General features: G+C 52.4%; 23 protein-coding genes, 3 pseudogenes and 1 riboswitch. Of the genes and pseudogenes, 22 read left to right on the plus strand and 4 right to left on the minus strand.

What is annotated here, in order from left to right:
• Positions 1-4 precede the first annotated feature (4 nt).
• The gene (locus tag ACOMDU_RS05295; protein WP_421129412.1) at positions 5-610 is read right to left on the minus strand and encodes an ECF transporter S component; all 606 of its coding nucleotides are present in this window, start codon (positions 608-610) and stop codon (positions 5-7) included.
• Between the two features lie 86 nt (positions 611-696).
• A riboswitch (FMN riboswitch) is annotated at positions 697-815 on the minus strand.
• A gap of 119 nt (positions 816-934) precedes the next feature.
• On the opposite strand from ACOMDU_RS05295, the gene ACOMDU_RS05300 reads away from it, so the two are divergent.
• The gene (locus tag ACOMDU_RS05300; protein ID WP_421129413.1) at positions 935-1,438 is read left to right on the plus strand and encodes an SLOG family protein; all 504 of its coding nucleotides are present in this window, start codon (positions 935-937) and stop codon (positions 1,436-1,438) included.
• Positions 1,439-1,637: 199 nt separating this feature from the next.
• On the opposite strand, the gene ACOMDU_RS05305 is transcribed toward ACOMDU_RS05300, so the two are convergent.
• From ACOMDU_RS05305 to ACOMDU_RS05315, 3 genes are all read right to left on the minus strand, one after another.
• A complete protein-coding gene (locus ACOMDU_RS05305) occupies positions 1,638-2,867 on the minus strand; it encodes an InlB B-repeat-containing protein (RefSeq protein WP_421129414.1) in 1,230 nt (409 codons plus the stop codon).
• A 785-nt stretch (positions 2,868-3,652) separates the two neighbouring features.
• On the minus strand, positions 3,653-4,720 hold the full coding sequence (locus tag ACOMDU_RS05310) for a recombinase zinc beta ribbon domain-containing protein (protein ID WP_421129474.1): 1,068 nt from the start codon (positions 4,718-4,720) through the stop codon (positions 3,653-3,655).
• Entirely contained in the window at positions 4,721-5,254 is a 534-nt protein-coding gene (locus ACOMDU_RS05315; protein WP_421129416.1) for a recombinase family protein, read from the minus strand.
• Positions 5,255-5,678: 424 nt separating this feature from the next.
• Here ACOMDU_RS05315 and ACOMDU_RS13830 point away from each other — a divergent pair, with 424 nt between their 5' ends.
• The 21 genes and pseudogenes from ACOMDU_RS13830 to ACOMDU_RS05425 all read left to right on the plus strand — a co-directional run bounded on the left by ACOMDU_RS13830 (position 5,679) and on the right by ACOMDU_RS05425 (position 25,462).
• Positions 5,679-6,623: a DUF6017 domain-containing protein gene (locus ACOMDU_RS13830; protein WP_055143522.1), complete on the plus strand. Its 945-nt coding sequence runs from the start codon at positions 5,679-5,681 to the stop codon at positions 6,621-6,623.
• 36 nt (positions 6,624-6,659) lie between these two features.
• The gene (locus tag ACOMDU_RS05335) at positions 6,660-7,133 is read left to right on the plus strand and encodes a PcfB family protein (RefSeq protein WP_006775667.1); all 474 of its coding nucleotides are present in this window, start codon (positions 6,660-6,662) and stop codon (positions 7,131-7,133) included.
• Positions 7,130-8,138 (plus strand): annotated as a pseudogene (locus ACOMDU_RS13835) (recombinase family protein); the annotation flags it as partial. The gene ACOMDU_RS05335 and the pseudogene ACOMDU_RS13835, both read left to right, overlap by 4 nt.
• Positions 8,139-8,267: 129 nt before the next feature.
• Positions 8,268-8,834 (plus strand): annotated as a pseudogene (locus ACOMDU_RS13840) (recombinase family protein); the annotation flags it as partial.
• Positions 8,817-10,073, plus strand: a complete 1,257-nt coding sequence (locus tag ACOMDU_RS13845) for a DUF4368 domain-containing protein (protein ID WP_463669943.1) — start codon at positions 8,817-8,819, stop codon at positions 10,071-10,073. The pseudogene ACOMDU_RS13840 and the gene ACOMDU_RS13845, both read left to right, overlap by 18 nt.
• On the plus strand, positions 10,070-10,396 hold the full coding sequence (locus ACOMDU_RS05350) for a TnpV protein (protein WP_117534721.1): 327 nt from the start codon (positions 10,070-10,072) through the stop codon (positions 10,394-10,396). The genes ACOMDU_RS13845 and ACOMDU_RS05350 overlap by 4 nt, the downstream gene beginning before the upstream one ends.
• A 171-nt stretch (positions 10,397-10,567) precedes the next feature.
• Positions 10,568-10,864 carry a hypothetical protein gene (locus ACOMDU_RS05355; protein ID WP_117534722.1) on the plus strand — a complete coding sequence of 99 codons (297 nt, stop codon included), beginning with the start codon at positions 10,568-10,570 and terminating at the stop codon, positions 10,862-10,864.
• A gap of 77 nt (positions 10,865-10,941) precedes the next feature.
• Complete coding sequence (locus tag ACOMDU_RS05360; RefSeq protein WP_117534723.1) at positions 10,942-11,511, plus strand: hypothetical protein; 570 nt, start codon at positions 10,942-10,944, stop codon at positions 11,509-11,511.
• Between the two features lie 83 nt (positions 11,512-11,594).
• A complete protein-coding gene (locus tag ACOMDU_RS05365) occupies positions 11,595-11,891 on the plus strand; it encodes a DUF3847 domain-containing protein (protein ID WP_117534724.1) in 297 nt (98 codons plus the stop codon).
• Between the two features lie 231 nt (positions 11,892-12,122).
• Positions 12,123-13,631 (plus strand): MobQ family relaxase, encoded by a 1,509-nt coding sequence (mobQ, locus tag ACOMDU_RS05370; protein ID WP_117534725.1) that lies wholly within the window; start codon positions 12,123-12,125, stop codon positions 13,629-13,631.
• Between the two features lie 246 nt (positions 13,632-13,877).
• On the plus strand, positions 13,878-15,770 hold the full coding sequence (locus ACOMDU_RS05375) for an AAA family ATPase (protein WP_242985068.1): 1,893 nt from the start codon (positions 13,878-13,880) through the stop codon (positions 15,768-15,770).
• A gap of 107 nt (positions 15,771-15,877) precedes the next feature.
• A complete protein-coding gene (locus tag ACOMDU_RS05380; protein ID WP_087286542.1) occupies positions 15,878-16,069 on the plus strand; it encodes a transposon-encoded TnpW family protein in 192 nt (63 codons plus the stop codon).
• A gap of 50 nt (positions 16,070-16,119) precedes the next feature.
• Positions 16,120-16,440, plus strand: a pseudogene (locus ACOMDU_RS05385) (type IV secretory system conjugative DNA transfer family protein); the annotation flags it as partial.
• 192 nt (positions 16,441-16,632) lie between these two features.
• Complete coding sequence (locus ACOMDU_RS05390) at positions 16,633-18,510, plus strand: DUF4368 domain-containing protein (protein WP_421129476.1); 1,878 nt, start codon at positions 16,633-16,635, stop codon at positions 18,508-18,510.
• 4 nt (positions 18,511-18,514) lie between these two features.
• Entirely contained in the window at positions 18,515-18,892 is a 378-nt protein-coding gene (locus ACOMDU_RS05395; protein ID WP_005944774.1) for a TnpV protein, read from the plus strand.
• Between the two features lie 13 nt (positions 18,893-18,905).
• On the plus strand, positions 18,906-19,190 hold the full coding sequence (locus tag ACOMDU_RS05400) for a DUF6809 family protein (protein ID WP_005944778.1): 285 nt from the start codon (positions 18,906-18,908) through the stop codon (positions 19,188-19,190).
• A gap of 131 nt (positions 19,191-19,321) precedes the next feature.
• Positions 19,322-20,854: a hypothetical protein gene (locus ACOMDU_RS05405; RefSeq protein ID WP_015573038.1), complete on the plus strand. Its 1,533-nt coding sequence runs from the start codon at positions 19,322-19,324 to the stop codon at positions 20,852-20,854.
• 266 nt (positions 20,855-21,120) lie between these two features.
• The gene (locus tag ACOMDU_RS05410) at positions 21,121-21,645 is read left to right on the plus strand and encodes a hypothetical protein (protein WP_015516227.1); all 525 of its coding nucleotides are present in this window, start codon (positions 21,121-21,123) and stop codon (positions 21,643-21,645) included.
• Between the two features lie 127 nt (positions 21,646-21,772).
• Entirely contained in the window at positions 21,773-22,141 is a 369-nt protein-coding gene (locus ACOMDU_RS05415; RefSeq protein WP_118469364.1) for a DUF3847 domain-containing protein, read from the plus strand.
• Positions 22,098-23,594 carry a MobQ family relaxase gene (gene mobQ, locus ACOMDU_RS05420; protein WP_421129421.1) on the plus strand — a complete coding sequence of 499 codons (1,497 nt, stop codon included), beginning with the start codon at positions 22,098-22,100 and terminating at the stop codon, positions 23,592-23,594. The genes ACOMDU_RS05415 and mobQ (ACOMDU_RS05420) overlap by 44 nt, the downstream gene beginning before the upstream one ends.
• Entirely contained in the window at positions 23,591-25,462 is a 1,872-nt protein-coding gene (locus tag ACOMDU_RS05425; RefSeq protein WP_421129422.1) for an AAA family ATPase, read from the plus strand. The genes mobQ (ACOMDU_RS05420) and ACOMDU_RS05425 overlap by 4 nt, the downstream gene beginning before the upstream one ends.
• Positions 25,463-25,534: the final 72 nt, after the last annotated feature.

Consider the following 25,534-nt stretch of genomic DNA (forward strand, 5'->3'; position numbering starts at 1 on the left):
TTTCTTATTTATGCAGCAGCGGGCTCAGCGGTTTGTAGATCAGGAAGCACAGCGCCACGTCCAGCAATCCCTTGCACAGTGTGAACGGCACGTTGAACACCATCAGGCAGTTCAGCAGCGCGTTGGAGGTCGGCACCTGCGCCACCGTCCCCAGGATCTCCTGATACATCCCCACAATGGCCTCCAGCGGCAGGCCGTACAGCACCACATAGGCGGGATAGACGATGAAATAGTTGATGGGTATGCTGATGACCGCCATGGCGGCGGCCCCGGCCACGGAGCCCCACAGCGCCCCGCCCCGGTTCTTGTGCTTCTTGTAGACAATACCCGCAATAAACGCGAACACCGCGCCCAGCAGGAAATTGGACAGCTCGCCCACGCCGGCGCTGGAGCCGAAGGGCAGGTGCAGCAGGTTCTTCACCAGCTGGATGGCGACGCCGTAGACGGGGCCGAGGGAGAACGTGCCCAGCAGGGCGGGCAGGTCGGAGATGTCCAGCTTGATAAAGGCGGGCATGACGGGGATGGAGAACTCCACGAACTGGAGGACGGCGGCCACCGCCGCCAGCAGTGCGGCCACCGCGATACGATGGGTCTTTTGCTTCTGAGTCATAAAAAAACACTCCTTCTTGATGATAAACACCCGGAAAATTGCCTTCCAAGGTGTACGCATCAAAAAAGAGCATCGCAAAATGCCATACACGCCTTCTCTCATCCAGACTATACTGTCGGTACCGGAATTGCGCCGGTTCCTGCTGCCGCAGCAGCTCGCGGACTATACCGCCGGTGGGGACTTTCACCCCGCCCCGAAGACAAATATGCGGTTGTTTTCGACAAGTATAGTACCACGCCGCCCCGCGGATGTCAATACCGATTTTCGGCTTTACAGCGGCGCGGTTTTCGTTTACAATATACCGTAAGAAAGGCGGTGAGACCCATGCCCGCACGGCAGATGACCGTATGCTTTTCCGGCTACCGTCCGGAGAAGCTCCCCTGGGGCTATGACGAATGCGATCCCCGCTGCGCCCAGCTGAAGCAGCGCCTGCGCCGGGCGGTCTGCGCCGCCTGTGACGACGGCTTCCGCCACTTCATCTGCGGCATGGCCCGCGGCGTGGACACCTACTGCGCCGAGATCGTCCTGGCCCTGCGTCCCCAATACCCGGACCTGACGCTGGAGGCCGCCATCCCCTGCCCCAGCCAGTGCGGCGGCTGGACGCCGGACCAGCAGGCCCGCTGGCACGCCATCGTGGACCGCTGCGACTTTGAAACGGTGGTCCAGGACCGCTACGGCCCCGGCTGTATGCAGCGCCGCAACCGCTACATGGTGGACCACGCCGCCCGCCTCATCGCCGTGTTCGACGGTCAGGACGGCGGCACCCGCCGCACGGTGGAATACGCCCTGCGCTGCGGCCTCGAGGTCGTCTACGTGGACGCGGAATAGCCCCCAAACCTTCCCCCTGGAGGTCCGCGGTGTTGAATGACAGGCCGGTGGCCTGTCAGATCCGCGGACCGACCGACCCGCAGGGAGACAGGTGGCACGGCGAAGCCGTGACGGATGAGGTGTAGCCGCCGCAGCGGCGTAACCCCTCCAGTCCCAAAAAAGGGAGCACCCCTGCGGGGTGCTCCCTTTCCGTCGTTCTTTATCTCTTTTTCCCGTTGAGCGCCACCATGCCCGTCAGGGACAGGAGTGCCAGCGCGCCATACAGCGCCGCGCCGGGGTCGGCGGTCTTGGGGCTGCCCTTGGTGTCGTCGGTCTTGGTGTCGGTTGTGGGGTAGTAGTAATAGCCGCCGGAGGAGGGATTCTTCTCCCACTTGGCCGTGAGGGTCAGCGGGGCGATGACCGACTTGCTGAAATCATACGCGCCGTCTGCATCCTCCCAGCCGATAAATGTATACCCCGACTTGGTGGGATCATCAGTGGGTTTGGCCACCTTGCCGTTCCATGGCACCAGCGTCGGCTCAGGCTTCGTGCCGTCGCCCGTATCAAAGCGCACCGCGAAGGTGCCGCCGGTGACCTGTTCAGGCCCTGCCTCATTTACGATCGAGCCGTAGAACGTGCCGCCGCTAATGCTTCCAGTACTCACCCAACTCAAAGAGCCCTTTCGAATCATCACTGCACCGTAAAAAGTGCCACCGGTGATCGTTCCATTGTTCTCCACTGTCCCATTATATATTCCATATATTCCGGCTTCAATCTTACCTGCTGACCTATTATACACAGTTCCGTTAAAAACCGTCACGGCAGCGGCGCCTTCGCTACGCTTGATCGTGCCCTGATTGTTCACCGTACCATCCACTGTACCGCCATCGGCATATATGTCACTATTCTCCCTGTTCCAAATCGCATCGTCACTTCCTGTGCACTTCTCGATCTTAGCCGTTCCGCCCATGTACAGATTCCCGGAAGAATATATACCGCCGCCACCTCTACTCGCATGGCAACCCGTAATACATCCACCGGTCATTTTCAGTGCCGCATAATCATCAACGTACACGCCGCCGCCATACTCGGCATTACCGCCGGTGATGGTGCCGGTGCCCTCCGCGCTGCTGTCCTGTATGGTCAGGGTCGCACGGCCACTCACCTTGAGCACACTGCCGGTACCGGTCATCCTCAATGTACAGCCGTTCAGGTCGAGGGTCAGGTTTTTTGTAATTTGCAGCGTGGCAGCGATCTCCGTATTGGAATTCAATGTAATCGTATCGCCAGCGTTTGCCTTGTCTATCATCCCCTGCAAGGTCGGCTCCGTCGCGGCGGCGGTGCACACCAGGGGATTTGTTACATCCCCCGATGTAACAAAAGCTGCCCATATGGGCAGCGCGCATACCAATACCAGGGTCATCAGGATGGGGAGCAGTCGTCTCTTCATGGCGGTTCCTCCTTCTATGGCTCACATATTTCTCTCCCGGGCCTGTGTGCCGCAAAATTTCTTGTTGGGAAAGTTTTTTGGCGCGCAGGCTCTGTTGTACGACCATCTTACCAGAAAGTGTCGCGAAAGGCAACGGGAATATCCAGATGTCGGCATAACAAATCCGCGTACCAACCATTAACCAAACTTATATCATCAAAGGACACGTCCTCGTTAGCCTTCCCCTCGAGGGCACCCCAGTGCGCGCCGCGAAGCAAGTGCCCTTGGGGTACACACTGGGGGTGTGCACAGCTGAAGGTGCCCCCGCAGGGGGCGGATGAGGGGTCCCCCCCCCCGCAGGCGGTACCCCCCCCATACTCGGCGGCGTCAGCCGCCACCTACCAAAGCCGCCCTCGGGGCGGCTTTGGCGCGATTTGATAATCGCCCATGCGTCCAACACACCAGCCCCTACCTCCACACCGCATCAGCGGCAGCGGCGCAAGAGGTACAAGCAATCCCCTGAACCGACAACGACACCCACCGTGCCCATTCCGCGAAATCAGCACCGTCAAATTTGCACTTACCCTCCCCGCGCAAGGAAGTCTTGAAACGTAGTTTCAAGTGGCGCTTTTGGTTACTTTTGTCGCCGGGGACAAAAGTAACTCGCGCTCGGGAGCGCGAAACTCTCCCCCCGCGCCCGCAGGCGCAGCATCTTCCGCCGCCGTGGCGGCGCCCCCCAACAAAACATAAAAAAGAGACCGCCTTCCGCTACTCCTGATAGGGGTACCTTGAAGCGTGTCCTCGGATTAGGCAGGCAGTGCAATTGTACTGTCTGCCTTTTCTGTTGTCTCTCCGCATAGAAGCATATCGTCTGTCTCGTTGAGGTTGAAGTCCCGAAAACAGATGTGGATCTTCTGCGGTGCGTGCTTGGAGTATTTGACCTCTTTCTCATACACGATGATTTTCGCCACAAAGGTGCGGAGCAGTTCCGGGGTCAGTTCCGTCATGTCGGTGAACTTTCTGGCCTTGGCGATGAAGTTCTTGGCGTTGGCCATGCTACTGCGTAGTTTCTCCAGGCGCTCCTCCGTGGCAGGGATGGCTTCGGCCAGCTGCGCTTTCTCCTTGGAGTATGCCTCAGACAGCAAACGGAACTGCTCATTGCTCACCCGTCCCAAGGCGCTGTCCTCATACATCCGCTTGAACACTACATCCAGTTCGCCATCCCGTTTCCGCATCGTGGACAATTCCCGTTCCAACCCCCGGATCTCCTTTGCCACCTCAGTAGATTGCTTTTGCTGAATATATGCGGCGAACCGCTCCGGGTCGCTCCTGGCAAACTCTGTGGCTCTGCGGATTGTTTCCAGCACGATTTCCTTCAGTGCCACTTCCCGGATATAGTGAGCGCTACACACTTCTGCCCCGTCCTTCTTGTAGGTGCGGCAGGTGAAATGATTCTGTTCCGGCTTCATGGTGTGCGCCCGGTGCAATACCATGGGCTTACCGCAGTCCGCACAATACACCAATCCAGAGAACATATTCTGCTCATCCATATTCGTGCGGCGGCGCTTATGAGATCGCACCTCCTGTACGATATCCCAGGTTTCCTGATCCACCAGCTCTTCATGAGTATTCTCAAAGATAAGCCACTCTGATTTGGGGCGTTCACATCGTTTTTTGTCCTTGTAGGACTTGGTGCTGTAGCGAAGGTTGACCGTGTGCCCAAGGTAGACCATGTTCTGAAGCATATCCGCCACCATGTCGCCAGTCCAGTTGTAGGGCCGCTCTGCATTCAGCCCGGAATGGGATGTGCCGAATTTCGTATAGGCGTACATGGATGGACTGTAGATGCATTCTTTCTTGAGCTGCTTTGCAATCTAGGCTGGTCCCATTCCGCCGGCGCACATGGCGAAGATGCGTTTGACGACAGCCGCCGCCTCCTCATCCACCAACAGAGGAGAGTCCTTGGTTGCACCCTTGCGGTAGCCGTAAGGAGCTCGTGTCCCCACCCGGATTCCCCGCTGTGCCTTGGCGTTCACTACATTCCGCACCTTGCGGCTGCAGTCCCGCACGTGCCACTCATTGAACAAATTCTTGAAAGGCATCAGCTCGTTGCTGTTTTCATACTTGGTGTCAACATTGTCGTTGACAGCGATGTAGCGCACATCATTGGAAGGGAATATCTCCTCGATATAAAGACCGGTGTGCAGTTGGTTTCTTCCAAGGCGGGAAAGATCCTTTGTGATGATGACGGCGATGTCGCCGTTGCTCATGTCATCCATCATCTGTTCAAAGGCTGGGCGATTGAATAATGAGGTGTGATAGCGATAGCGGCAAAAAGCTAATAAAATCAATGGTTTTGCGGACAGCGGATAGACAGGGAATGTGTTAAAAACTGAATACGCACACAAACGGCGTTACCTTAACCCCTTTGGGGGAGAAAGTAACGCCGTTTTTTTATGCCCGCAGGAAAGGAGGTGCAGCCGGAATGTATTTCACAAAGGGCAAGCAGCGGGCGTTTGAATTGCTCATGCAGCAGAAGCCGGGATTTGACCGCTATCAATCCGGTTGTGCCGGAGATGATGAAGATTGCGGCACTTGCCGTTTCTACCGCCCCGGGTGGAAATATGAGTTTTGCGTTTTCAAAGAGTGTCCCTATTGCCCCGGCAAAAGGACGCGGAAAACGCACGCCAGCATGGACAAATAGACGGGCAAAAGCCCTTGTGCCATGCGGCTTTGCAGACGCGAAAACGGCAAAGGGCATATTGCAATACCAAAACAGCCGAAAACGGCTTTCTAATTGTCCACGCATACCAAGAGAGGAAGTGAGGAAATATGGCAGTTTTCAGAGTGGAGCGAAATACGGGATATACCGTTATGAGCAACCACCACTTGCGAAACAAGGAATTGTCCTTAAAGGCAAAGGGCTTGTTGTCGCAAATGCTTTCGCTGCCCGAAGATTGGGATTATACCCTTGCGGGCTTATCCCATATCAACCGGGAGAAGATCGACGCAATCCGCGAAGCGGTCAAAGAACTTGAAAAAGCCGGATATATCGTCCGCAGCCGGGAACGCGACGAGAAAGGACGTTTGCGCGGTGCGGATTATGTCATATACGAGCAGCCGCAGCCCAAAGAGCCGGAAGCAGCTACCAGCAGCGAACAGCCGCCTACATCGGATTTACCTACATTGGAAAATCCAACATTGGATAATCCAACGTTGGAAAAACCTACGTTGGAAAAACCTACGTTGGAAAATCCAACGCAATTAAATAAAGATATATCAAGTAAAGAACAATCAATTACTGATTTATCAAGTACCCATTCCATTCCTTTCCATTCCCTAAATCCCTTGCCTTATGAGCAGGACGAAGCGGCTACGCCGCCGGAAAGGAAAAGAACGGAAGCGAAAACAAACAGCGCAATAGAGATTTATCGGGAAATCATCAAAGACAACATCGACTATGACATTCTCATTCAAGACCCCAAAATGGATAAAGACCGTTTGGACGAGATTGTAGAAATCATGCTGGAAACCGTCTGCACAGCCCGAAAGACAATCCGTATCGCCGGGGACGACTACCCCGCCGAACTTGTCAAATCAAAGTTTATGAAGCTGAATAGCAGCCACGTTGAGTTTGTTTTGGACTGCATGAGGGAGAACACAACCAAAATCCGCAACATCAAGCAGTATCTAAAAGCGGTGCTGTTCAACGCACCGAGTACCATTGACAGCTACTATACCGCCCTTGTCAATCACGACTTTTACGGCAGCAAATGAGCATAGCCGCAGTTTACCGGGAAAGGAGTTGATACCTTGCAGGAGGAAGTAACCCAAAAAACGATTGCCCTATCCGTCAATGTGGGAAAAGGCGCGGCAAGGCTTACCGAACAGGCGTTGCAGAAAGCAATCAAGAAGTTTTTGGAGCAGAAAAGCAAAGCCCCGCATGGGAAACAGACCATGCGGCAGCTTATGAAGCAAAATGCGGGTGTTTCCAACATCGAGATCACCGACAGCAATATCAAAGCCTTTGAGAGTACCGCGAAGAAGTACAACATAGATTTTTCGCTGAAAAAGGTTAAGGGCGAACAGACCCGTTACCTTGTGTTTTTCAAAGGCAGGGACGCGGACGTTATGACCGCAGCGTTTCAAGAGTTTTCCGCAAAGAAGCTGAACAGGGATAAAAAGCCCTCTATCCGCAAAGCCCTTGCCGCAGCAAAGGACAAGGCGAAGCAGCTTAACGCCGCCCGCGACAAGGTAAAGAAAATAGACAGGGGGCGCGAGATATGAAGCAGATGAACTACAAAAAGTTGATAATCCCGAATATCCCCTATGTGTTCTTTGTCTATCTCTTTGATAAGGTGGGACAGGCGGTGCGGCTTGCCCCCGGCGCGGATATTTCCGAAAAGATACTCAATATCACACAGGGATTTTCCGAAGCGTTTTCAAATGCCTTGCCGAGCGTTCACCCGTTGGATTTGCTTATCGGCATTGTCGGCGCGGTGGTTATCCGTCTGATTGTCTATGTCAAAGGGAAAAACGCAAAGAAATACCGCAAGGGCGCAGAATACGGCAGCGCACGTTGGGGCAACGCCGAAGATATAAAGCCCTACATCGACCCGGATTTTCAGAACAACATCATTTTGACGCAGACCGAACGCCTTACCATGAACAGCCGCCCGAAGCAGCCGAAATATGCGAGAAATAAAAACGTCGTGGTGATCGGCGGCAGCGGCAGCGGCAAGACAAGGTTTTTCGTAAAGCCTAATTTAATGCAGCTTCATTCTTCCTACGTCTTGACCGACCCAAATGGTAATTTACAATAAGGATAAAGGGAGCGCGCACCCTCAAGAAAGGAGGTTACACCCCATGAAGAAACAGCCGGACAAGGGAAAAATCACAGCCCTGTACGAGCGTCTTTCCCATGACGATGAGCGAGCCGGGGAAAGCGTGTCGATAGAAAACCAAAAGCGCATTTTGGAGGACTACGCCCAAAAGAACGGCTTTACGAATATCCGGCACTTCACCGATGACGGAGTGCGGGGAACGACTTTCAAGCGTCCGGGGCTGGACGCTATGCTGGAAGAAATCCGGGCGGGAAATGTGGCTACGGTCATTATCAAAGACCAAAGCAGGATTGGCCGTGATGTTGTCGAAGTGGGGCTTTTGAAGCGCACCTTTGACGAGTACCATGTACGCTTTATTGCGGCAAATGACAACCTTGATACCGCCAACGGCTTTGATATAATGTCCATTTTCCGAGATGTGATAAACGAGTGGTATGTTGCCGACACCAGCCGGAAAATCAAGACCGTTTTCAAGTCGAGAATGGAAAAGGGCTTGCGCTGCTCCGGCAGCGTCAGCTATGGCTACCTTGCGTCCAAGGAGAACAAGGGCGAATGGGTAATCGACGAGGAAGCCGCCGCCGTTGTGCGCCGTATCTTCCACAGCGTTGTTGCCGGGGAGAGTATCGCCAGCATAGCAAGGGCACTCCGCGCCGAGAAAATCCCTATCCCGTCCGAGCATTGGAAGCGGATAGGCGCACCCGTCCGGTCGGCGAAGTACACAGACCCCTACGCATGGTCAACAACAACTATCAGCTATATCCTCAAACGCCCGGAGTACACAGGGCGCAAGGTTTTAGGGAAAACCGTCTGCGAGAACTACAAGACCAAAAGCACCCGCAAGACCGCGCCGGAGGAACAGTATATTTTTGACGGGGAAATCCCCGCCATTGTGGACGAGGAAACATGGAACACCGTCCAGCGGCTTATGGGAACAAAACGCCGCGCCCCCAAGCGGCAGAACACCCCAAACCGCTTGACCGGGCTTCTCTACTGCGCCGACTGCGGCGCGAAGCTGACCCACCGCAGCAGCCTTGTGCAAGGCAAGTATCTGGACGACGCTTTTGTGTGTTCCAGCTACCGCCAGCTTACCCGCGACTGCACCATGCACTATATCCCCACCGCGAAAATGGAAGCCGCCATTCTTGCCGCAATCCAGCGCGTGAGCTGGTATGTACGGCACAATGAAGCGGAGTTTATCGAGCGTGTGCGGAAAGCCACCGACCAGCACCAAGAAAATGCCGTCAAGGAGTACCGGCAGAAAGTGAGCAAGGCGCAGCGGCGGTATAAGGAGCTGGACGGGCTTGTAAAAAAGCTGTACGAGGGAAACGCCACAGGCAAGATACCCGATAAGCACTTTACCCGTCTGCTTGCCGAATATGACGAGGAACAGACCGGGCTGGAAGCCGCTATCGCACAATGGCAGGAAGCAATCGAGAGCTGGAACGCCGACAGGCTGAAAACAGATAAGTTTATCGAGCTTGTGAGCCGCTACACCGACTTTTCCGAATTGACAACGCCCATGCTCAACGAGTTTATCGAGAAAGTGGTTGTCCATGAGGGCGAGGGGCGCGGGAACAGCCGCCGCCAGCGGATAGATATTTACCTCAACTTCATCGGCGCGTTTGAAGTCCCCGCCCATATCGTTACCCCAATGGAAGCCGAGGAACAACGCCGCCAGCAGGAGGAACAGGCGGCAAAGGAAGCCCGTTCACAGGAGCTTGCCAAAGCGCGGGAGGAAAAGCGCAAGGCAGAGAAGCGGGAGTTTACCGCGAGGAAGAAAGCGGGCTTGCTGACCCCGGAGGAACAGGCGGCAGACGAAGCGCGGTTAGCCCATAACCGGGCATGGCAAAAGGAATGGCGGAAGAAACGGAAAGCCGCCGAGCCGCCCAAGCCCCCGAAGCCGAAATCCTTAAAGGAGCTTGCCGCGCTGCAAAAGGCCGGAGCCGACCTCACGCCGGAGGAAGCAGAACGCCTTGCCGCTTACCGCGAGAGGAAAAACCGCCAGCACAAGGCATGGTATGAACGGCAGAAAGCAGCGCAGCCGCCCAAGCCCCGGACGCTCAAAGAGCTTGCCGCCGCGCAAGTCGCGGGACAGCCCCTCACGCCAGAGGAAACAGAACGCCTTGAAGCCAGCCGGAGCCGGAAGAAGAACGCCTACCAAGAACTGAAAGCCCAAGCGGAAACCGACCCCGCCGCAGCCGCCGAGCTTGCAAGGCGGCGGGCTTACCACTCGGAAGCCACCAAGAAATCCCGCCAGAAGATGTACGAGGAAGCCGCAGCCGGAAACCCCGCAGCCCAAGCCCGGTATGAGAACTTCCTTGCTGCAAGGCGGGAGAACTACCACAGGAAGAAGCACGACGAGAAAGGAGAACAAATCGCATGAGAAGATTGATTGATAACGGGAACCGCCCCATTACCCCAAAGCCCCATATCGGCCACTACGGGCGGCTGCGGAAAGCCTATCTGGAACAATACCGCCACCGCCTTTATACCGCCCTTGTAGCCAGCGAGAAGCTATACCCCCACCTTGCGGAAACAGACCGGGCGGCGCGGGATATGCTGGACTACCTCATGCCCCGCCTTGCCAGAGAAGCGGGAGCCACCGAAGCCCTCAAAGCCGCCGACCCGATGAAATGGGTAGGTTTGATGAACAACTGCAAGGCGATAGCCGAGGAAATCGTAATGCATGAGTTAATCTATGTTTAACGGTCAAGAGCCGGAAAAATCGGAAATCTTGCGATAACAGCCGCCCTGACGAACCATTCCCCGTCCGGGCGGTTTTTATCGTCAAAAACGCCGTTTTCTCCAAGTCAAGAGCCGGAGAAAACACCCGAAAAATGCCCCTATTGCATAACAGGGGCGCAGAAAGGAGAGCTTATGAGAACAGGGCTTACCAAGCGGGAAAAGACCACCGACATTTGGTTTGACGAGAAAGACCCCCTTATCCATATCCGCACCCACAACACCGCCTTGAAGAAGCGTCTGCTTGCATACAGCCGCCGTTATCCGGCGATCTGCCAGCAGACCGACGCAGACCCGGAAACGGGCTGCATGGAGTTTGATATTGAGAAAGGCCGCTTCTCTTTCCGTCTGACCGCCCCATACAGTGAGGAACGGCGGGAAGCAGCGCGGCAGTTTGCCAAGGAAAACAATGCCGCCAGCAGACTGAAATGAGGTGGATTTGTTCATAATCCTGTGCTATACTTCTCTTGAAAAAAGAACAACAAATCGAAATTTTGAGGAGGTTTACTATGATATATAAGTTTACGGAAGTATTAAACGATCTTGTTAATTATTTTATTCTTGGTGACATTTTACTACTGGAAAGTTGGAAAAGAGCCAATAATCTTTCAGACGATTTGGCAACGGAATTTACCACAAATGAAAGTGGGGATAGGGCTTTTAGTGAAGGTATTGTTATCCCCATGAGTGGCATTGAAAACTATCCTTATACCGTATTGTTTAATCTCTCTGGTGATAAACCGGAGTTGTGCAAAGGGGAAAGCCGATTGCAGTTTAGAAGGAGTGGTTATTCCCTCAAAGTGGATAATAATATGCTTATGCTTTTTACATGGCACATATTAAAACAGTTTACTCCCGAAAAAGTGAAAACTCTAATTTCTTATTACAGACAGAATAAAAAGCCAATTGTCGAACTTGCAAATGGCTGGTATCATATCGAGATTTTGGGTGGAGAAACCTTGCAGGACGGGGACTATGAGCCTACATTTGAATTTGTGATACAACCAATAGAAAATGAAGAAAAAGCCGCAAATGCTGATATGAATTTAAGCTTTGAAATTATAAGTTCTGCTTATTAAAACTAAATATATTATCCACAAGGGCAGCCGAGAAAATCGACTGCCCTTTTTCCATGCCTACGGGCAGAAAGGAGCGACCAGCTATGACGAAACCGAGGGAGAAAACCCGTGAGGAATTGACCGCCGAGATTGAGGAAGGCAAGAAGAAAATCCGGCAGTTTGAAAACCGGGAGAAAATCATCAAGCAGAAGCTATCCGTCGAGGAACGCAAGGCGAGAAACCACAGGCTTTGTAAGCGCGGCGGCTTCATGGAGAGCCTTGTGCCGGAGCTGATTGCCATGCCGGACGAGGACGCGAAAGCCTTTTTACGGCTTGCCTTGATGAGCGAGCCAGCACAGGAGTTTTTGAAAAAACGAGCCGGGGACGGGAATGCGGAGTAATCCCTTTGGAACAAAGGGCGCACTTATACACCCTTGCGGGCGTGTGCGCTCTGCCGAGGGCTCATCTCCGCACAGGGAACTTTCCCCGCGCTCCGATATGGCGACTTTGCCGCAACAAGGGGCTGCACCCCTTGCGCCGCTTACGCGGCTATCCCTGCACACCCACAAAAACAGTACACCCGCCGTTGGTGTCTGTACCATTTTTGCGGGTCTTGTTATCCTATCCGGGAGGTGATACCCATAGCCATCTATCATTGTAATATCAGCATTGTCAGCCGGGGCAAGGGCAAATCAGCCGTTGCCGCAGCCGCCTACCGAAGCGGCGAGAAAATCACAAACGAGTGGGACGGAATGACCCATGACTACACCCGCAAGCGCGGCGTTGTCCATACGGAAATCCTATTGCCGCCCCATGCCCCGCCCTCTTTCTCTGACCGCGCTACCCTATGGAACAGTGTGGAGCTTTACGAGAAAGCCGGGAACGCCCAGCTTGCCAGAGAGATTGACGCAGCACTCCCCATAGAATTATCCAGAGAGGAACAGATCCGGCTTGTCCGGGAATACTGTTCCTCTCAATTTGTTTCCAGAGGAATGTGCGTTGACTTTGCCATTCACGACACTGACAGCGGCAACCCCCATTGTCATATCATGCTTACCATGCGCCCCCTTGACGAGCGCGGCGCATGGGCGGCGAAGTCCAAAAAGGAATATGACCTTGACGAAAACGGCGAGCGCATACGCTTGCCAAGCGGCAGATATAAGACACACAAAGTTGACCTCACAGGCTGGAACGACAAGGGCAACGCGCTTTTGTGGCGCAAGGCATGGGCGGATATTTCAAACGCCTACCTTGAACGCGCCGGACACCCGGAGCGTATCGACCACCGCAGCAACGCCGAGCGCGGCATTGACGAGCTGCCTACCGTCCACATGGGCGTAGCGGCTTGTCAAATGGAGAAGAAAGGCATAGCCACCGAGAAAGGCGAGCTGAACCGGAATATCCAAAAGGCAAACCGCCTTATCCGGGAAATCCGGGCGCAGATTGGAAAGCTCAAAGAATGGATTGGCGAACTGTTCAAGGCGCGGGAAACTGCCCCGGAGCAGCCCCCGCAATCCCCCGGCCTTGCAAATCTGCTGATGAAATATTTAAGCGTTCAGAGAGAAAAGAGCCGGAAGTATTCGCAGAGTTGGCAAAGGCAGCACGCCGCCGATGAACTGAAAACCGTTGCAAAGGCGGTCAACTATCTTTCCGAGCATGGCATTTCCACCCTTGACGAGCTGGACGCTGCTCTTTCCTCTGTCAGCGATAAAGCCTATTCAATCCGGGAGGGAATGAAAACCGCCGAGCAGCGCATGAAAGAGCTGCAAAAACTCATGGAGTACGGCAGAAATTATCAAACCTACAAGCCCATACAGGACGAGTATCGGCAAATCCGCTGGAAAGGAAAACAGGAGAAGTTTGCGGAAGCCCGCCGCGCCGAGCTTACCCTATGGGACGCGGCAAACCGCTATCTCCATGCCCATTTGCCGGAGGGCGTGAAAACCCTGCCGATCTCCGCGTGGGAGAAAGAATATACCGCCCTCAAAGCACAGCGGGAAGCGGAATATGAAACGCTGAAAGATACCCGCGCCGAAGTTGCCGAGCTTCAAAAAATCCGCAAATGCGTGGATATTGCACTCCGCGCCGACCAACCGGCACAGACGCAGAGCCGCACCAAGCGGCAGGAACAGGAGCGATAAAGGAAAGGACGGGCAAGCTGTTCGGCTTGTCCGCCCTCTGTACTATTGGATGGATAAAAGGCGACTCATTTCTTTTTGAATTTTGTTACAATCTTATTTACCCATATATCTACAATTATATCACCTATGGTTGCAAGGAAATCAACTATTAAATCAATCATAAGATCACCTCTTAAATCCAACTTGCTAACCCCATTATATTTGAAATCTGTGAACAATTCAACCACAGAAAGAGAGGTATCAACCATGTATTACACCCAAGAACAGATAGACCGGGCGAACCAAGCCGACCTTGTTTCTTTCCTACAATCACAGGGCGAGCAGCTTACCCGCGCCGGAAATGAATACCGCTGGAAACGGCACGACAGCTTGACCGTCCGGGGAAACAAATGGTACAGGCACAGCCAGAGCAAGGGCGGCGGCCCCGTCGATTTTGTCATGGAGTTTTTCGGCAAGAGCTTCACCGAAGCCGTGGAACTTCTCACAGGAGAAAAGGGAGCCGTACCGCCGCCGGACAGACCTTGCCCCGCGTCCCTATCCGACTTCCGGCTACCGCCCCCAAACAGCGACAATCGAACAGCGAGGAACTACCTCACAGCAGCCCGCCGCATTGATGAAGATGTGACGGGCTTTTTCTTTGCCCGCGGCGATATTTACGAGGACGCAGCCCACCACAACGCCGTATTTGTGGGGCGGGACGAGGACGGAATACCGCGTTACGCCCACAGCAAGGGGACGGCGGGAAACTTCCGGCTTGATGTGAAAGGCAGCGACAAAGCCTTTAATTTCTGCTACCGGGGCGAGAGCGACAGGCTTTTTGTCTTTGAAGCCCCCGTTGACCTGCTCTCTTTCCTCTGCCTGTTCAAAAAGGCATGGCAGAAACAGAGCTATTTGTCATTGGGCGGCGTGGGAGAAAAAGCCCTGTTGCGTTTCCTCTCTGACCGCCCAAACATCAAGACCGTTTACCTCTGCCTTGACAGCGACCAAGCGGGAAACGACGCTTGCAGCCGCCTTGCGGAGCTTGTGCCGGAGGGATATACCGTCCACCGCCTTGTGCCGCTGTTTAAGGACTGGAACGAGGTATTGCAGCACCGGGCAGAAATCACAGACGGGAAGTATATCCGGGAAGCGGTTTACGGCTTGAAAGAGCCGCCGCAGGAAGAAACCGTCGAGATTATTCGCATGAGCGAGGTTGACACACAGACCGTTGAATGGCTATGGGAGCCGTATATCCCGTTTGGAAAAGTAACCATTGTGCAAGGCAATCCCGGCGAGGGCAAGACCACCTTTGCCCTACGCCTTGCCGCCGCCTGCACCACCGGGGGAACGCTGCCGGGAATGAAGCCCTTGCCGCCATTCCAAGTGATTTACCAGACCGCCGAGGACGGGCTGGGCGATACCGTCAAGCCCCGCTTGATAGAAGCCGAAGCCGACCTTGACCGCGTGCTTGTGATTGATGAAGCCAAGCGGGAGCTTACTCTCTCCGACGAGCGCATAGAAAAGGCAATCACGCAGAACGAGGCGCGGTTGATTATCCTTGACCCCATACAGGCGTACATGGGCGAGAAAACCGACATGAACAGGGCAAACGAAGTGCGCCCCATGTTCCGCCGCCTTGCCGATGTTGCCGAGCGTACCGGGTGCGCCGTTATCCTTATCGGACACTTGAACAAAGCTGCCGGAGGGCAGAGCGCATACCGGGGCTTAGGTTCTATCGACTTCCGCGCCGCAGCAAGGAGCGTCCTGCTGATCGGGCGCGTGAAGCGGGAGCCGAATGTGCGTGTTATCGTCCATGACAAATCTTCCCTTGCGCCGGAGGGCAAGCCCGTTGCCTTTTGCCTTGACCCGGAAACAGGCTTTTCATGGATAGGCGAATACGACATAACCGCCGACGAACTGCTATCCGGCGCGGGCGGGAACACCACCACCAAGACCGAACAGGCCGAGAAGCTGATACTTGACTTACTCGCAGACGGGAAAGAGCTTGCCAGCGAGGACATTGTAAAGGCCGCAGCCGAAGCTGGAATATCCGAGAGGACGGTTAAAAATGCCCGCCGCAATCTTGATACCCGGATAGAAGTCATACGCCGGGGAAATCAATGGTACTATCGCAGGAACGAAGCCAAGAGTGCAAAGTAAGAATGCAATCCGTAGATACCTTTGCATTGTTGCACCCTTGCACCCTTACCCGATATGACCGCCTCATGTGCCGACCACATGGGGCTTTATCTTTGAAAGGAGAGCCTATGAACAATGAAACCAGCAAGACCAGCACCCCCGCAGCCGTTTCCCCTCTGACCGCCAAACCCGACCTTGTGAAGAACATCGGCGGCACGACCTTTGACATTCATATCCATTTCAGCGAAACCAGCCGGGAAACCTTTACGGACAAGGTTGTGCGCCTTATCCAGAACGACAGCGGCGATGAAACCGCTTAAAAGCAAGATACTATTTTCTTGTTCCTTATTGACAAAACCCGAAAGGCACCGTCTTAATCGAGTGCGGAAAGCTCTTGCAGCGCGGCGGCTACAAGATAAAAGTGCTGAATACGATAAACTTCAAGAAATCCATGCGATATAACCCCTTTGTGTATATCCGCAGCGAAAAGGACGTGTTAAAGGTTGTCAATACCCTTATTGTCAATACCAAAGGCGAGGGAGAAAAAAGCGCGGAAGATTTTTGGGTGAAAGCCGAGAGATTATTATATTGCGCGTTGATCGGCTACATTTGGTATGAAGCCCCCGCCGAGGAAATGAACTTTACAACGCTGCTTGAACTTATCAATGCAAGCGAAGCACGCGAGGACGACGAGGAATACCAAAGCCCCGTTGATCTGCTCTTTGCCGATTTAGAAGAACGCAGCCCCGACCATTTCGCGGTGAAGCAATATAAAAAATACAAATTGGCGGCGGGTGTTGTATGCTCTAAAAGACTTCTTAATCAAGCAGTTGGGAAGTCTCTTAGAACACACAACCTAAAATCGAAGAAAGGAGCGCAAGTTATGAGAAAAAACGAGAAAATCACTGCTCTGTACGAACGATTGAGCCGTGATGACTTTGGTAAAGATGATGACCAACAGCGTGAGAGTAATTCCATTTCCAACCAAAAAGCAATGTTGGAGGAGTTCGCCGCACGGCAGGGGTTTACGAACATTGTCCATTTCACGGACGATGGCATTAGCGGCACTTGCTTTGACCGTCCCGGATTTCTGGCAATGATGAAAGAGGTTGAAGCCGGAAATGTGGAGTATCTGTGTATCAAGGACATGAGCCGCATGGGTCGTGACTATCTGAAAGTCGGTCAGATTATGGAAATCCTGCGTCAGCGTGGCGTTCGCCTTATCGCCATCAATGACGGTGTGGACAGTGCCAGAGGGGACGATGATTTTACCCCTTTCCGCAACATTATGAACGAGTATTACGCCAGAGACACCAGCCGTAAAATCCGTTCCACTTTCCAGTCAAAAGGCAAGTCCGGCAAGCACCTCACAGGCACGGTCATTTACGGCTATCTCTGGAACGAAGCCAGAGACCAATGGTTGGTTGACCCCGAAGCCGCTGATGTGGTCAAGCGCATCTTTGCCATGACGATTGAGGGCTACGGTCCGTATCAGATCGCCAGCAAGCTGAAAGAAGAAAAAGTCCTCATTCCGTCCGCTTACCTTGCCCAGCACGGCGAGGGCGTGAACAAGAATAAGACTTTCAAAGATGTGTACGGCTGGGGTTCTTCCACCATTTGCAACATTCTTGAAAAGCGTGAGTATCTGGGACATACCATCAACTTCAAGACCCGAAAGCACTTCAAGGACAAGAAAAGCCATTATGTCCCGGAGGACGAATGGACAATTTTCGAGAATACCCATGAGCCTATCATTGACCAGCAGACCTTTGACCTTGTGCAGAAAATCCGTGGGAATGTCAGACGCTACCCGGACGGCTGGGGCGAAGCAGCTCCACTTACTGGCTTGCTTTATTGTGCCGATTGCGGCGGTAAAATGTATGTCCACCGTACCAACAACGGCAAGCGTATTTCTCAATATACCTGTTCCCAATACAGCAAAGTCCCAGTTGGAAAGCTCTGCACGACACAGCACCGTATCAATGAAGATGTGGTACTGTCCCTTGTTTCCGAAATGCTCAAAGCTATTGCCGAGTATGCCAAGCATGACAGAGCCGAGTTTGTCCGTGTGGTGCAGGAAGCACAGTCCAGCCAGCAGACCACAGAGGTCAGGAAACAGCGGACACGCCTTGCCACAGCAAAGCAGAGAGTTTCCGAGCTGGAAGTCCTGCTCTGCAAAATCTATGAGGACAACATTTTAGGAAAGCTGTCCGACAGCAGATACGCCACTCTGGACGCTCAATACGCAAAGGAGCAAGCCGAGCTTACCGCTGAAATCTCTGCTCTGGAAAAGGCTGTCAAGAGCTATGAAACGCACGAAAAGGACGCTGACCGTTTTATCGCTCTGATTGATAAATATGAGAACTTCGACAAGCTGACCATTGCCATGCTCAACGAGTTTATCGAGAAAATCCTTGTGCATGAGCGTGACCGTAAAGGCAGTATACAGACCACACAGGAGGTCGAGATTTACTTCAATTTTGTAGGCAGGTTCGTTCCCCCGGCATTTGGCGAAGTGGAGCTGACCCCGGAAGAATTAGAGGAAATCCGCAAGCGTGAGGAACGCAAGGACAGGCTCCACCAGAACTACTTGAAGCGGAAAGCCAATGGTAAACAGAAAGAGTATGAGGAGCGCACGAAAGCCAAGAAAAAAGCGGAGATTGAAGCCAGAAAACAGGCAATCCGCACCGAGGATATTGCCAGAGGGGTATTTATCCCGGTGAGCAGTTTGCCGCAGCTGGGACCGAGAAAGGGAGCGTGATTTTATGAAAGAGTTGAAACCGAGAATCCATGAGAACGGTATGGACTATGTGTTGGTGGGCGACTACTATGTGCCGGACTTGAAGCTGCCGGAGGAACGCCGACCTATTGGGCATTGGGGACGCTTGCACCAGTCCTATCTGAAATTGCACCGTCCCATGCTTTACAACGAGCTAATTTTGTCCGGCAGGCTCCACACCGTCGTTGCCGATCTGAACGAGCAGGCGGCAGACAGGCTGGACTTGATTATCCGGCAGATGATGAAAGCCGAGGGCGTGACCGAAGCCATGAAAGCGGAAAATCAGATGTTATGGGTGCAGTCAATGAACTCCATCCGCTGCCGGGCAGAGGAAATCATCAAGACGGAACTAATCTACTGTTGAGAGAGGTAAAGCTATGATTTTGGAAGCCATGTATAATGGGGAGTTTTATCCCTGCGAGACAGTTGTACCTACATCACCGGAATACCGAAAGGCAGTCATAGCCTGTGAAAAGCTCATGGAGCAGTTGTCCCAGCGGCTCAGCAAAGAGGACTATGAGCTGGTGCAGGAACTCCGGGCGCAGACAGCAATCGCCCAATGTGAAGAAAGTGAAAGTCACTTCAAGTATGGCTTTTCCGCTGGGCTGATGTTCAGCAGGAAGCCCATGAACAAGTGCAGCAGAAGAAAGAAAAATAGATGAAGAAAGCCGCCTGAGCAGAAAGAGACTGTTCGGGCGGTTTCAGCATTCGCCAGTAGATTTATTCACACTCTTGTGATAAAATTTACTACAATAAAGAGCGTGATAGCACTAATTTTATGGGGGGATGCTTAATGAATAGAATTTTGAAAAAATTTTTACAGCGGGGTGTCGATTTAAGTCCTGTGGGAGTTGAACTCCGTGAGGATAATACAAATTATTTTTGTACCCCAAAAGGGGCATCGGTTTTTGGATGGGCAGGGATAGATGGTATCCACTTCTGTTTCATTCGTGGATTTGGAGAGATGGTTTTCTCTGTCAGCCCCATGAATACTTCTCCTGATTATGTTCATCCAGTAGCTGAAAATTTTACCGACTTTCTGCGGCTTATACTGGCTTGTGGTGATGTGGCGGCAGTGGAACAAGCGTGGATGTGGAACGAAGCACAGTTTGAAGCCTTTCTCAATGAAAACCCTACAACCCAGGAACAACAGCAAACTTTATCGGAAATTTCAGAGAAGATGAATTTGTTGCCTATGGAACAACCGTGGACATATATCAAAAACCTGCAATCTTCCTTTGATTACAGTCAGATTAAATACACAGAAGATTATTACGATAATGATATGACTTCAGAAGCAGAATTGGTTGCCCCTGAATGGAAGGTCTACTTTGATGGAGATTTCTGGGGACATCGAGGTAAAGACCGTGCCGGAAAAGAGATCAAGCTGGATAAACAATTCGATTGGGCTGGATATCATTGGGTAATTCCGGCAGCTTATTCATGTAGCAAAGGACTTGTCGTTGATTTTTGTATGCGAGTTGATTCAGAAAGCATCCGTGACTTCATGAAAAAATGGAATCTGGACTGGGAAAATGACTCATGTGAAAATTTTACCCGTGAGCAACAGATGCAGATGGAATGGGAAAACCCACTTTGTTTTAACTTCAAACCTTGCTTGAAGTTAAACGAGAAAATATTACAGACAACCCATGGCTGCGCTGTGAGCTTTAATCCTTGTCTGCCAGATGGCGTTATCAATGAGTTGGAAGCAAAATGGGCAATCGACCATTATGGGCTGGATAGTACTTATGGCTGGGTCATATGCAGAGACGTATTTCCTTGGGGAACCAAGCATCACCCTGAAATCAATAAACTTTTTCTTACAATGGAGCAGCAACCAGGACAAGTTCCAGGCTCACATTTCAAAGTTCACGCACCCGGAGATTCATTTATGTTTTCCCATCCTGTTAGCGGAATAACCCATACACTGACCGTGCAGGAAATAGAACAGCAGACAGTTCCTCAAAATAGTTTTGGTTCTGATCGCTGGATTTATCCGACACATTATATTGCCATGAGTTATACACTTACCCCTGAACCGATGGAGAACATTTCGGTTTTTGACTGTGATGAAGGCGATAGACCGATAGAAGTTACACCAGACGATCATTCGTTCCGTCCAGTTGGCAGTAGTTCCTGTTTTGTTGTTGGTGTTATTGGTGGTGCAGATGGTCCGACAGCAGTTATATATGGAACAAATTCACAAGAAAAACTTCATGCTGCTTGTTCTGCTCTGCACTTTGAACCGGTTGGTGATGATGTCGAGTGGCGTATCGTGTTCAATGTTACGCAGTTTGACAAAGAAACATTCCCAATTATCTAAAAATACCCTTAGAACTCTAAGGGCGCACTTCTATACTCTCTGTCGAGAGTAGTGCGTCCTGCGGAGCTTCATTCTCCGTCAGCAGAAGAAAACTGCATGACCGAGAATGTTGCGTCACTTCGTTCCGTCAAGGTGGCTACACCCCCTTGCGCCGCTAAAGCGGCTATCCCCTGTGGACTTGCCGTCCGCAAACGGTTTTGACAAACCGTTCGCCGCCAGCAAGTTTGAAAATCAAGAATCTTAATTTGATAAAGGAGTGTGATTCTATGAAAAAGAAATTACCCATAATCCTCTTGGGTGTTATTTTGGCTTGTGTGTTGGTTTTCGGTTTCCTTTATGCAAACAATGACATTGGTAAAACCGCAAACAGTTTAGAAGCAGACATTCGCCAATCTCAAAAAATTTTGGATGATTGGATTGTTGATGGAAGTATTTCCGACACAATGGCTGCATTTATTTCTTACCCACAGGACAAGACAGACCACACTTTTTCTGTCTATGTAAATCGCCCTGGCTTGTCTTTTGGATATTTCTTCCGTGGTGGTGGAGATATAGTTGAGGTTGATGATTACATTGCAGAGTTTGTTGTTGAGGGAAATAACGAAAGGGCATTTATCTCAATGAATACCCAAAATATTGTTCGACTTGAAGTAGATGATGGCAACGGCATTCAGGTGATTGATATTGATAGTGGCAAGCCTTTCGCCATTGTCCTGCCCCTCAATGTAGGAAACATCTGTTTCTATGATACGAATGGAAATGTTGTGGAATATCTTCGCCAACAACTTTGACCAACTTCAATTTACCGAACTGAACACAACAACTGAATACCGAAAAACTGACCGTTGACTGGTCGCAATCTGCGAAAAGTTGACGGTCTTTTTTTATCCCCATTTTCAAAAAAGGAGGTCACGAAAAATGGCAAAACCGAAAAACCTTGAACAGCTCCGAGCCGAAAAGGAACAGGTCGAGACACAGCTTGCACAGGAACAGCACAAGCTGGAGCGTCTGGAGAACAGAAAGAAGTATCTGGAGAAAGGAGAGAGACAAAAGCGCACCCATCGTCTTTGCAATCTGGGCGGCACGATTGAGAGCCTTGCCCCGGAGTTCAAAGATCTCACACGCACCGAAATGACGGAGCTGATGGAGTACATCTTTTCTCTGCCCGAAGTCCAGCGAGCCGTCCGTCACATGGCGATTACCCACATCAACCAAGCGAGCAGAGGAAAGGAGCAGAAAGCCGATGGCAATATTCCACTTCACCGTCACCCAGACCAAACGCAGTAAAGGTCAGTCCGCTATCGCTTCTGCCGCCTACCGTTCCGGCGAAAGGCTGTATAGCGAGTATTACGGCGAGTACAGCGACTACACCCGAAAGGGCGGCGTGATATGCTCCGACATTCTCCTGCCGTCCCATGCACCGAAAGAATACGCAGACCGTCAGACCCTATGGAACGCCGTGGAAAAAGCCGAGCGTGGAAAGACGGCACAGCTTGCATACAGTTTTGAGATTTCCTTGCAGAATGAGTTTTCCCTTGAAGAAAACATCGCTCTGGCAAGGAAATTTTTGTTGGAGCAGTTTGTGAGCCGTGGCATGACCGTTGATGTTTCCTTTCACGAAAAGGAGCATGAGGACGGCGGCACACCCAACCCCCATTTTCATTTCCTCTGTCCTATCCGTCCCATCGAGCAGGACGGCACATGGGGACTAAAGCAACGCCGAGTGTATGCGCTGGACGAGGACGGCAACCGCATCCGAGACCAGAACGGAGAGTTTGTTTTCAATGCCGTTCCCACTACCGACTGGGGCAGTCCCGAAACGCTGGAACACTGGCGGCAGACATGGGCTGAAATGTGCAACGCCAAGTTTGCGGAGAAAGGTCTTACTGTCCGTATCGACCACCGAAGCTATGAACGGCAGGGCGTGGATTTACTTCCCACCATCCATGAGGGCGCAACCGTCCGGGCAATGGAGAAGAAAGGCATACGCACCGAAAAGGGAGAGTTCAACCGCTGGATCAAAGCCACCAATGCCGTTATCCGGGACATCAAGAAGAAAATCACTCTCCTGTTTGATTGGATTGCCGAAGCAAAAGCAGAGCTTGCCAAGCCGCAGACCCCCGACCTTGTTTCTCTGCTGAACGCCTACTACACCCAGCGCAAAGCCGGGGCTTATTCCCAGAAAGGCAAAATCAGCAACCTAAAGGAGATGAACGAGACTTTCAATTATCTCCGGGCAAACGGCATTTACACCCTTGAAGATTTGGAAAGCCATGTCAATGAACACAGCTCCACCACAGAGAGCTTGAAGAAAACGCTGGACGGGCAGACCGCACGAATGAAAGAAATCAAGCGGCTTTATGACTACTCCGCTACCTTCCAGAGCTTGAAGCCTGTCTATGACGGCTTGCAGAAAATCAAGTTTGAGAAGCCCAGAGCCAAGTACAAGGCAGAGCATGAAGCGGAACTGAAACAGTTCTACGCCGCCAGACGAAAGCTGACCGGGGAGTTCCCAGACGGCAAGGTGGATATGAAAAAGCTGTCCGACGAGTATGACGAGCTGGAACAGGCGCACAACACCACCTATGGCGAGTTTAAGACCGTCAGAGACGATTTACACCGCCTTTGGAAGGTCAAGTCATGTGTAGATACTGCCGCCCGATTTAACGAGCGTACAGAGGAACAAAAGCTCCAAAATCGACCCCAAACACGACAGAAAAAGGAGGAACTATCCCGATGAATTACACCCAAGCACAGATTGACCGGGCAAACGCCGTCAGTCTGGAAGATTTTCTCCGCACACAGGGAGAGACACTTATCAAAAGCGGACGGGAATACCGCTGGAAAGAACATGACAGCCTGACCGTCCGGGGAAACAAGTGGTTTCGCCACAGCCAGAGCAAGGGCGGCTATCCCATTGATTTTGTCATGGAGTTTTACGGCAAGTCCTTTCCCGAAGCTGTCCAGCTCCTGACCGGCGAAAGCGGCGAGGGGCAGACCGAAGCCAGCACAACACCGCCCACAGCGTTTCACTTGCCCTTGCACAACAGAACAGCCGACAGAGCAATTCAATTTCTTTGCGAAAGCCGAGGTCTCAACAAAACGCTTGTTGAGGCTTTTCTTCTTTCCGGGGATATTTACGAGGAAGCAAAGCGGCACAATGTTGTGTTTGTCGGCAGAGACCGAAGCGGTACGCCGAGATACGCCCATGTGCGAGGAACGGCAGACCCATTCAGACAGGACATTGCCGGGTCTGACAAGTCCTATCCGTTCCGCTATGAGGGAAACGGCAACCAGCTCTTTGTCTTTGAAGCACCGATTGACCTGTTATCATTCATCTGCCTTTATCCGCAGGACTGGCAGAAAAGAAATTATCTTGCCCTGGGCGGCGTTTCGGGCAAAGCTCTTGACCGTTTTCTTTCTGAACGCAAGGACACCCAAAAAGTGTTCCTCTGCCTTGACAGCGACACCGCAGGAAGCGAAGCCTGTACCCGACTGGCACAGTCCATTCCCAGCGAGATCGCCGTCATTCGCCTTGTCCCGGCAAGGAAAGACTGGAACGATGTTCTCCGTCAGCAAGGGGACATTCCCAGCCGCAAATTTATAGCGGAAACAATCACGCTACGAGAGCTGCCCACCGCCCAGCCTGTCCCCATGCTCCGTATGGCAGATGTGGAGCTGACGAGCGTGGATTGGCTATGGTTTCCGTATATCCCCTTTGGAAAGCTGACGATCATACAGGGCAACCCCGGCGAGGGAAAGACCTACTTTGCCATGCGTCTTGCGGCGGCTTGCACCAATCGAAAGCCTTTACCCGGTATGGAGACACTTGAGCCTTTCAATATCATCTATCAGACCGCCGAGGACGGTCTGGGCGATACCGTTAAGCCCCGGCTGATGGAAGCGGACGCAGACCTTGAAAGAGTGCTTGTCATTGACGATAGAGACACACCACTGACCCTTGCCGATGAACGCATCGCAAGGGCAATCCGGGAAAACAACGCAAGGCTGGTTATCATTGACCCGGTACAGGCTTTTCTGGGCGCAGATGTGGACATGAACCGGGCAAACGAGGTGCGCCCGATATTCCGCAGTCTGGGAGACATTGCACAGGCGACCGGGTGCGCTATCGTGCTGATCGGACACCTGAACAAAGCCGCAGGAACGCAAAGCACCTACCGGGGATTGGGGTCTATCGACATTACGGCGGCAGTCCGCAGTCTGCTTTTTATCGGCAAGCTGAAGGACAGCCCCACAACGAGGGTGCTTATCCATGAGAAAAGCTCCCTTGCGCCGCCCGGACAGTCCCTTGCATTTTCTCTGGGAGACGAGAAAGGCTTTGAGTGGATAGGGGCTTATGACATTACCGCTGACGAGCTTCTTGCCGGGACAGACACCGCAAAGACCGAGAGCAAGACCGCACAGGCGCAAATGCTCATTCTGGAACTGCTTGCGGACGGAAAGCGTATGCCGAGTGCAGAGTTGGAAAAGGCAGTCAATGAGCGTGGGATTTCCTCACGCACCATGAGAACGGCAAAGAGCCGTATCGGAGACAGGCTTGTGACCGAGAAAGACAGCACAGCATGGGTCTGCTATCTCCGAGACTGACAACAGGAACACGGCAAGCGTGGCAAAGACGGCAAGGTTTTTATAGATACCTTAATGTTGCCGCCTTGCCTT

It is taken from the genome of Vescimonas sanitatis, assembly GCF_049060325.1.
Taxonomy (GTDB): Bacteria; Bacillota; Clostridia; order Oscillospirales; family Oscillospiraceae; genus Vescimonas; species Vescimonas sanitatis.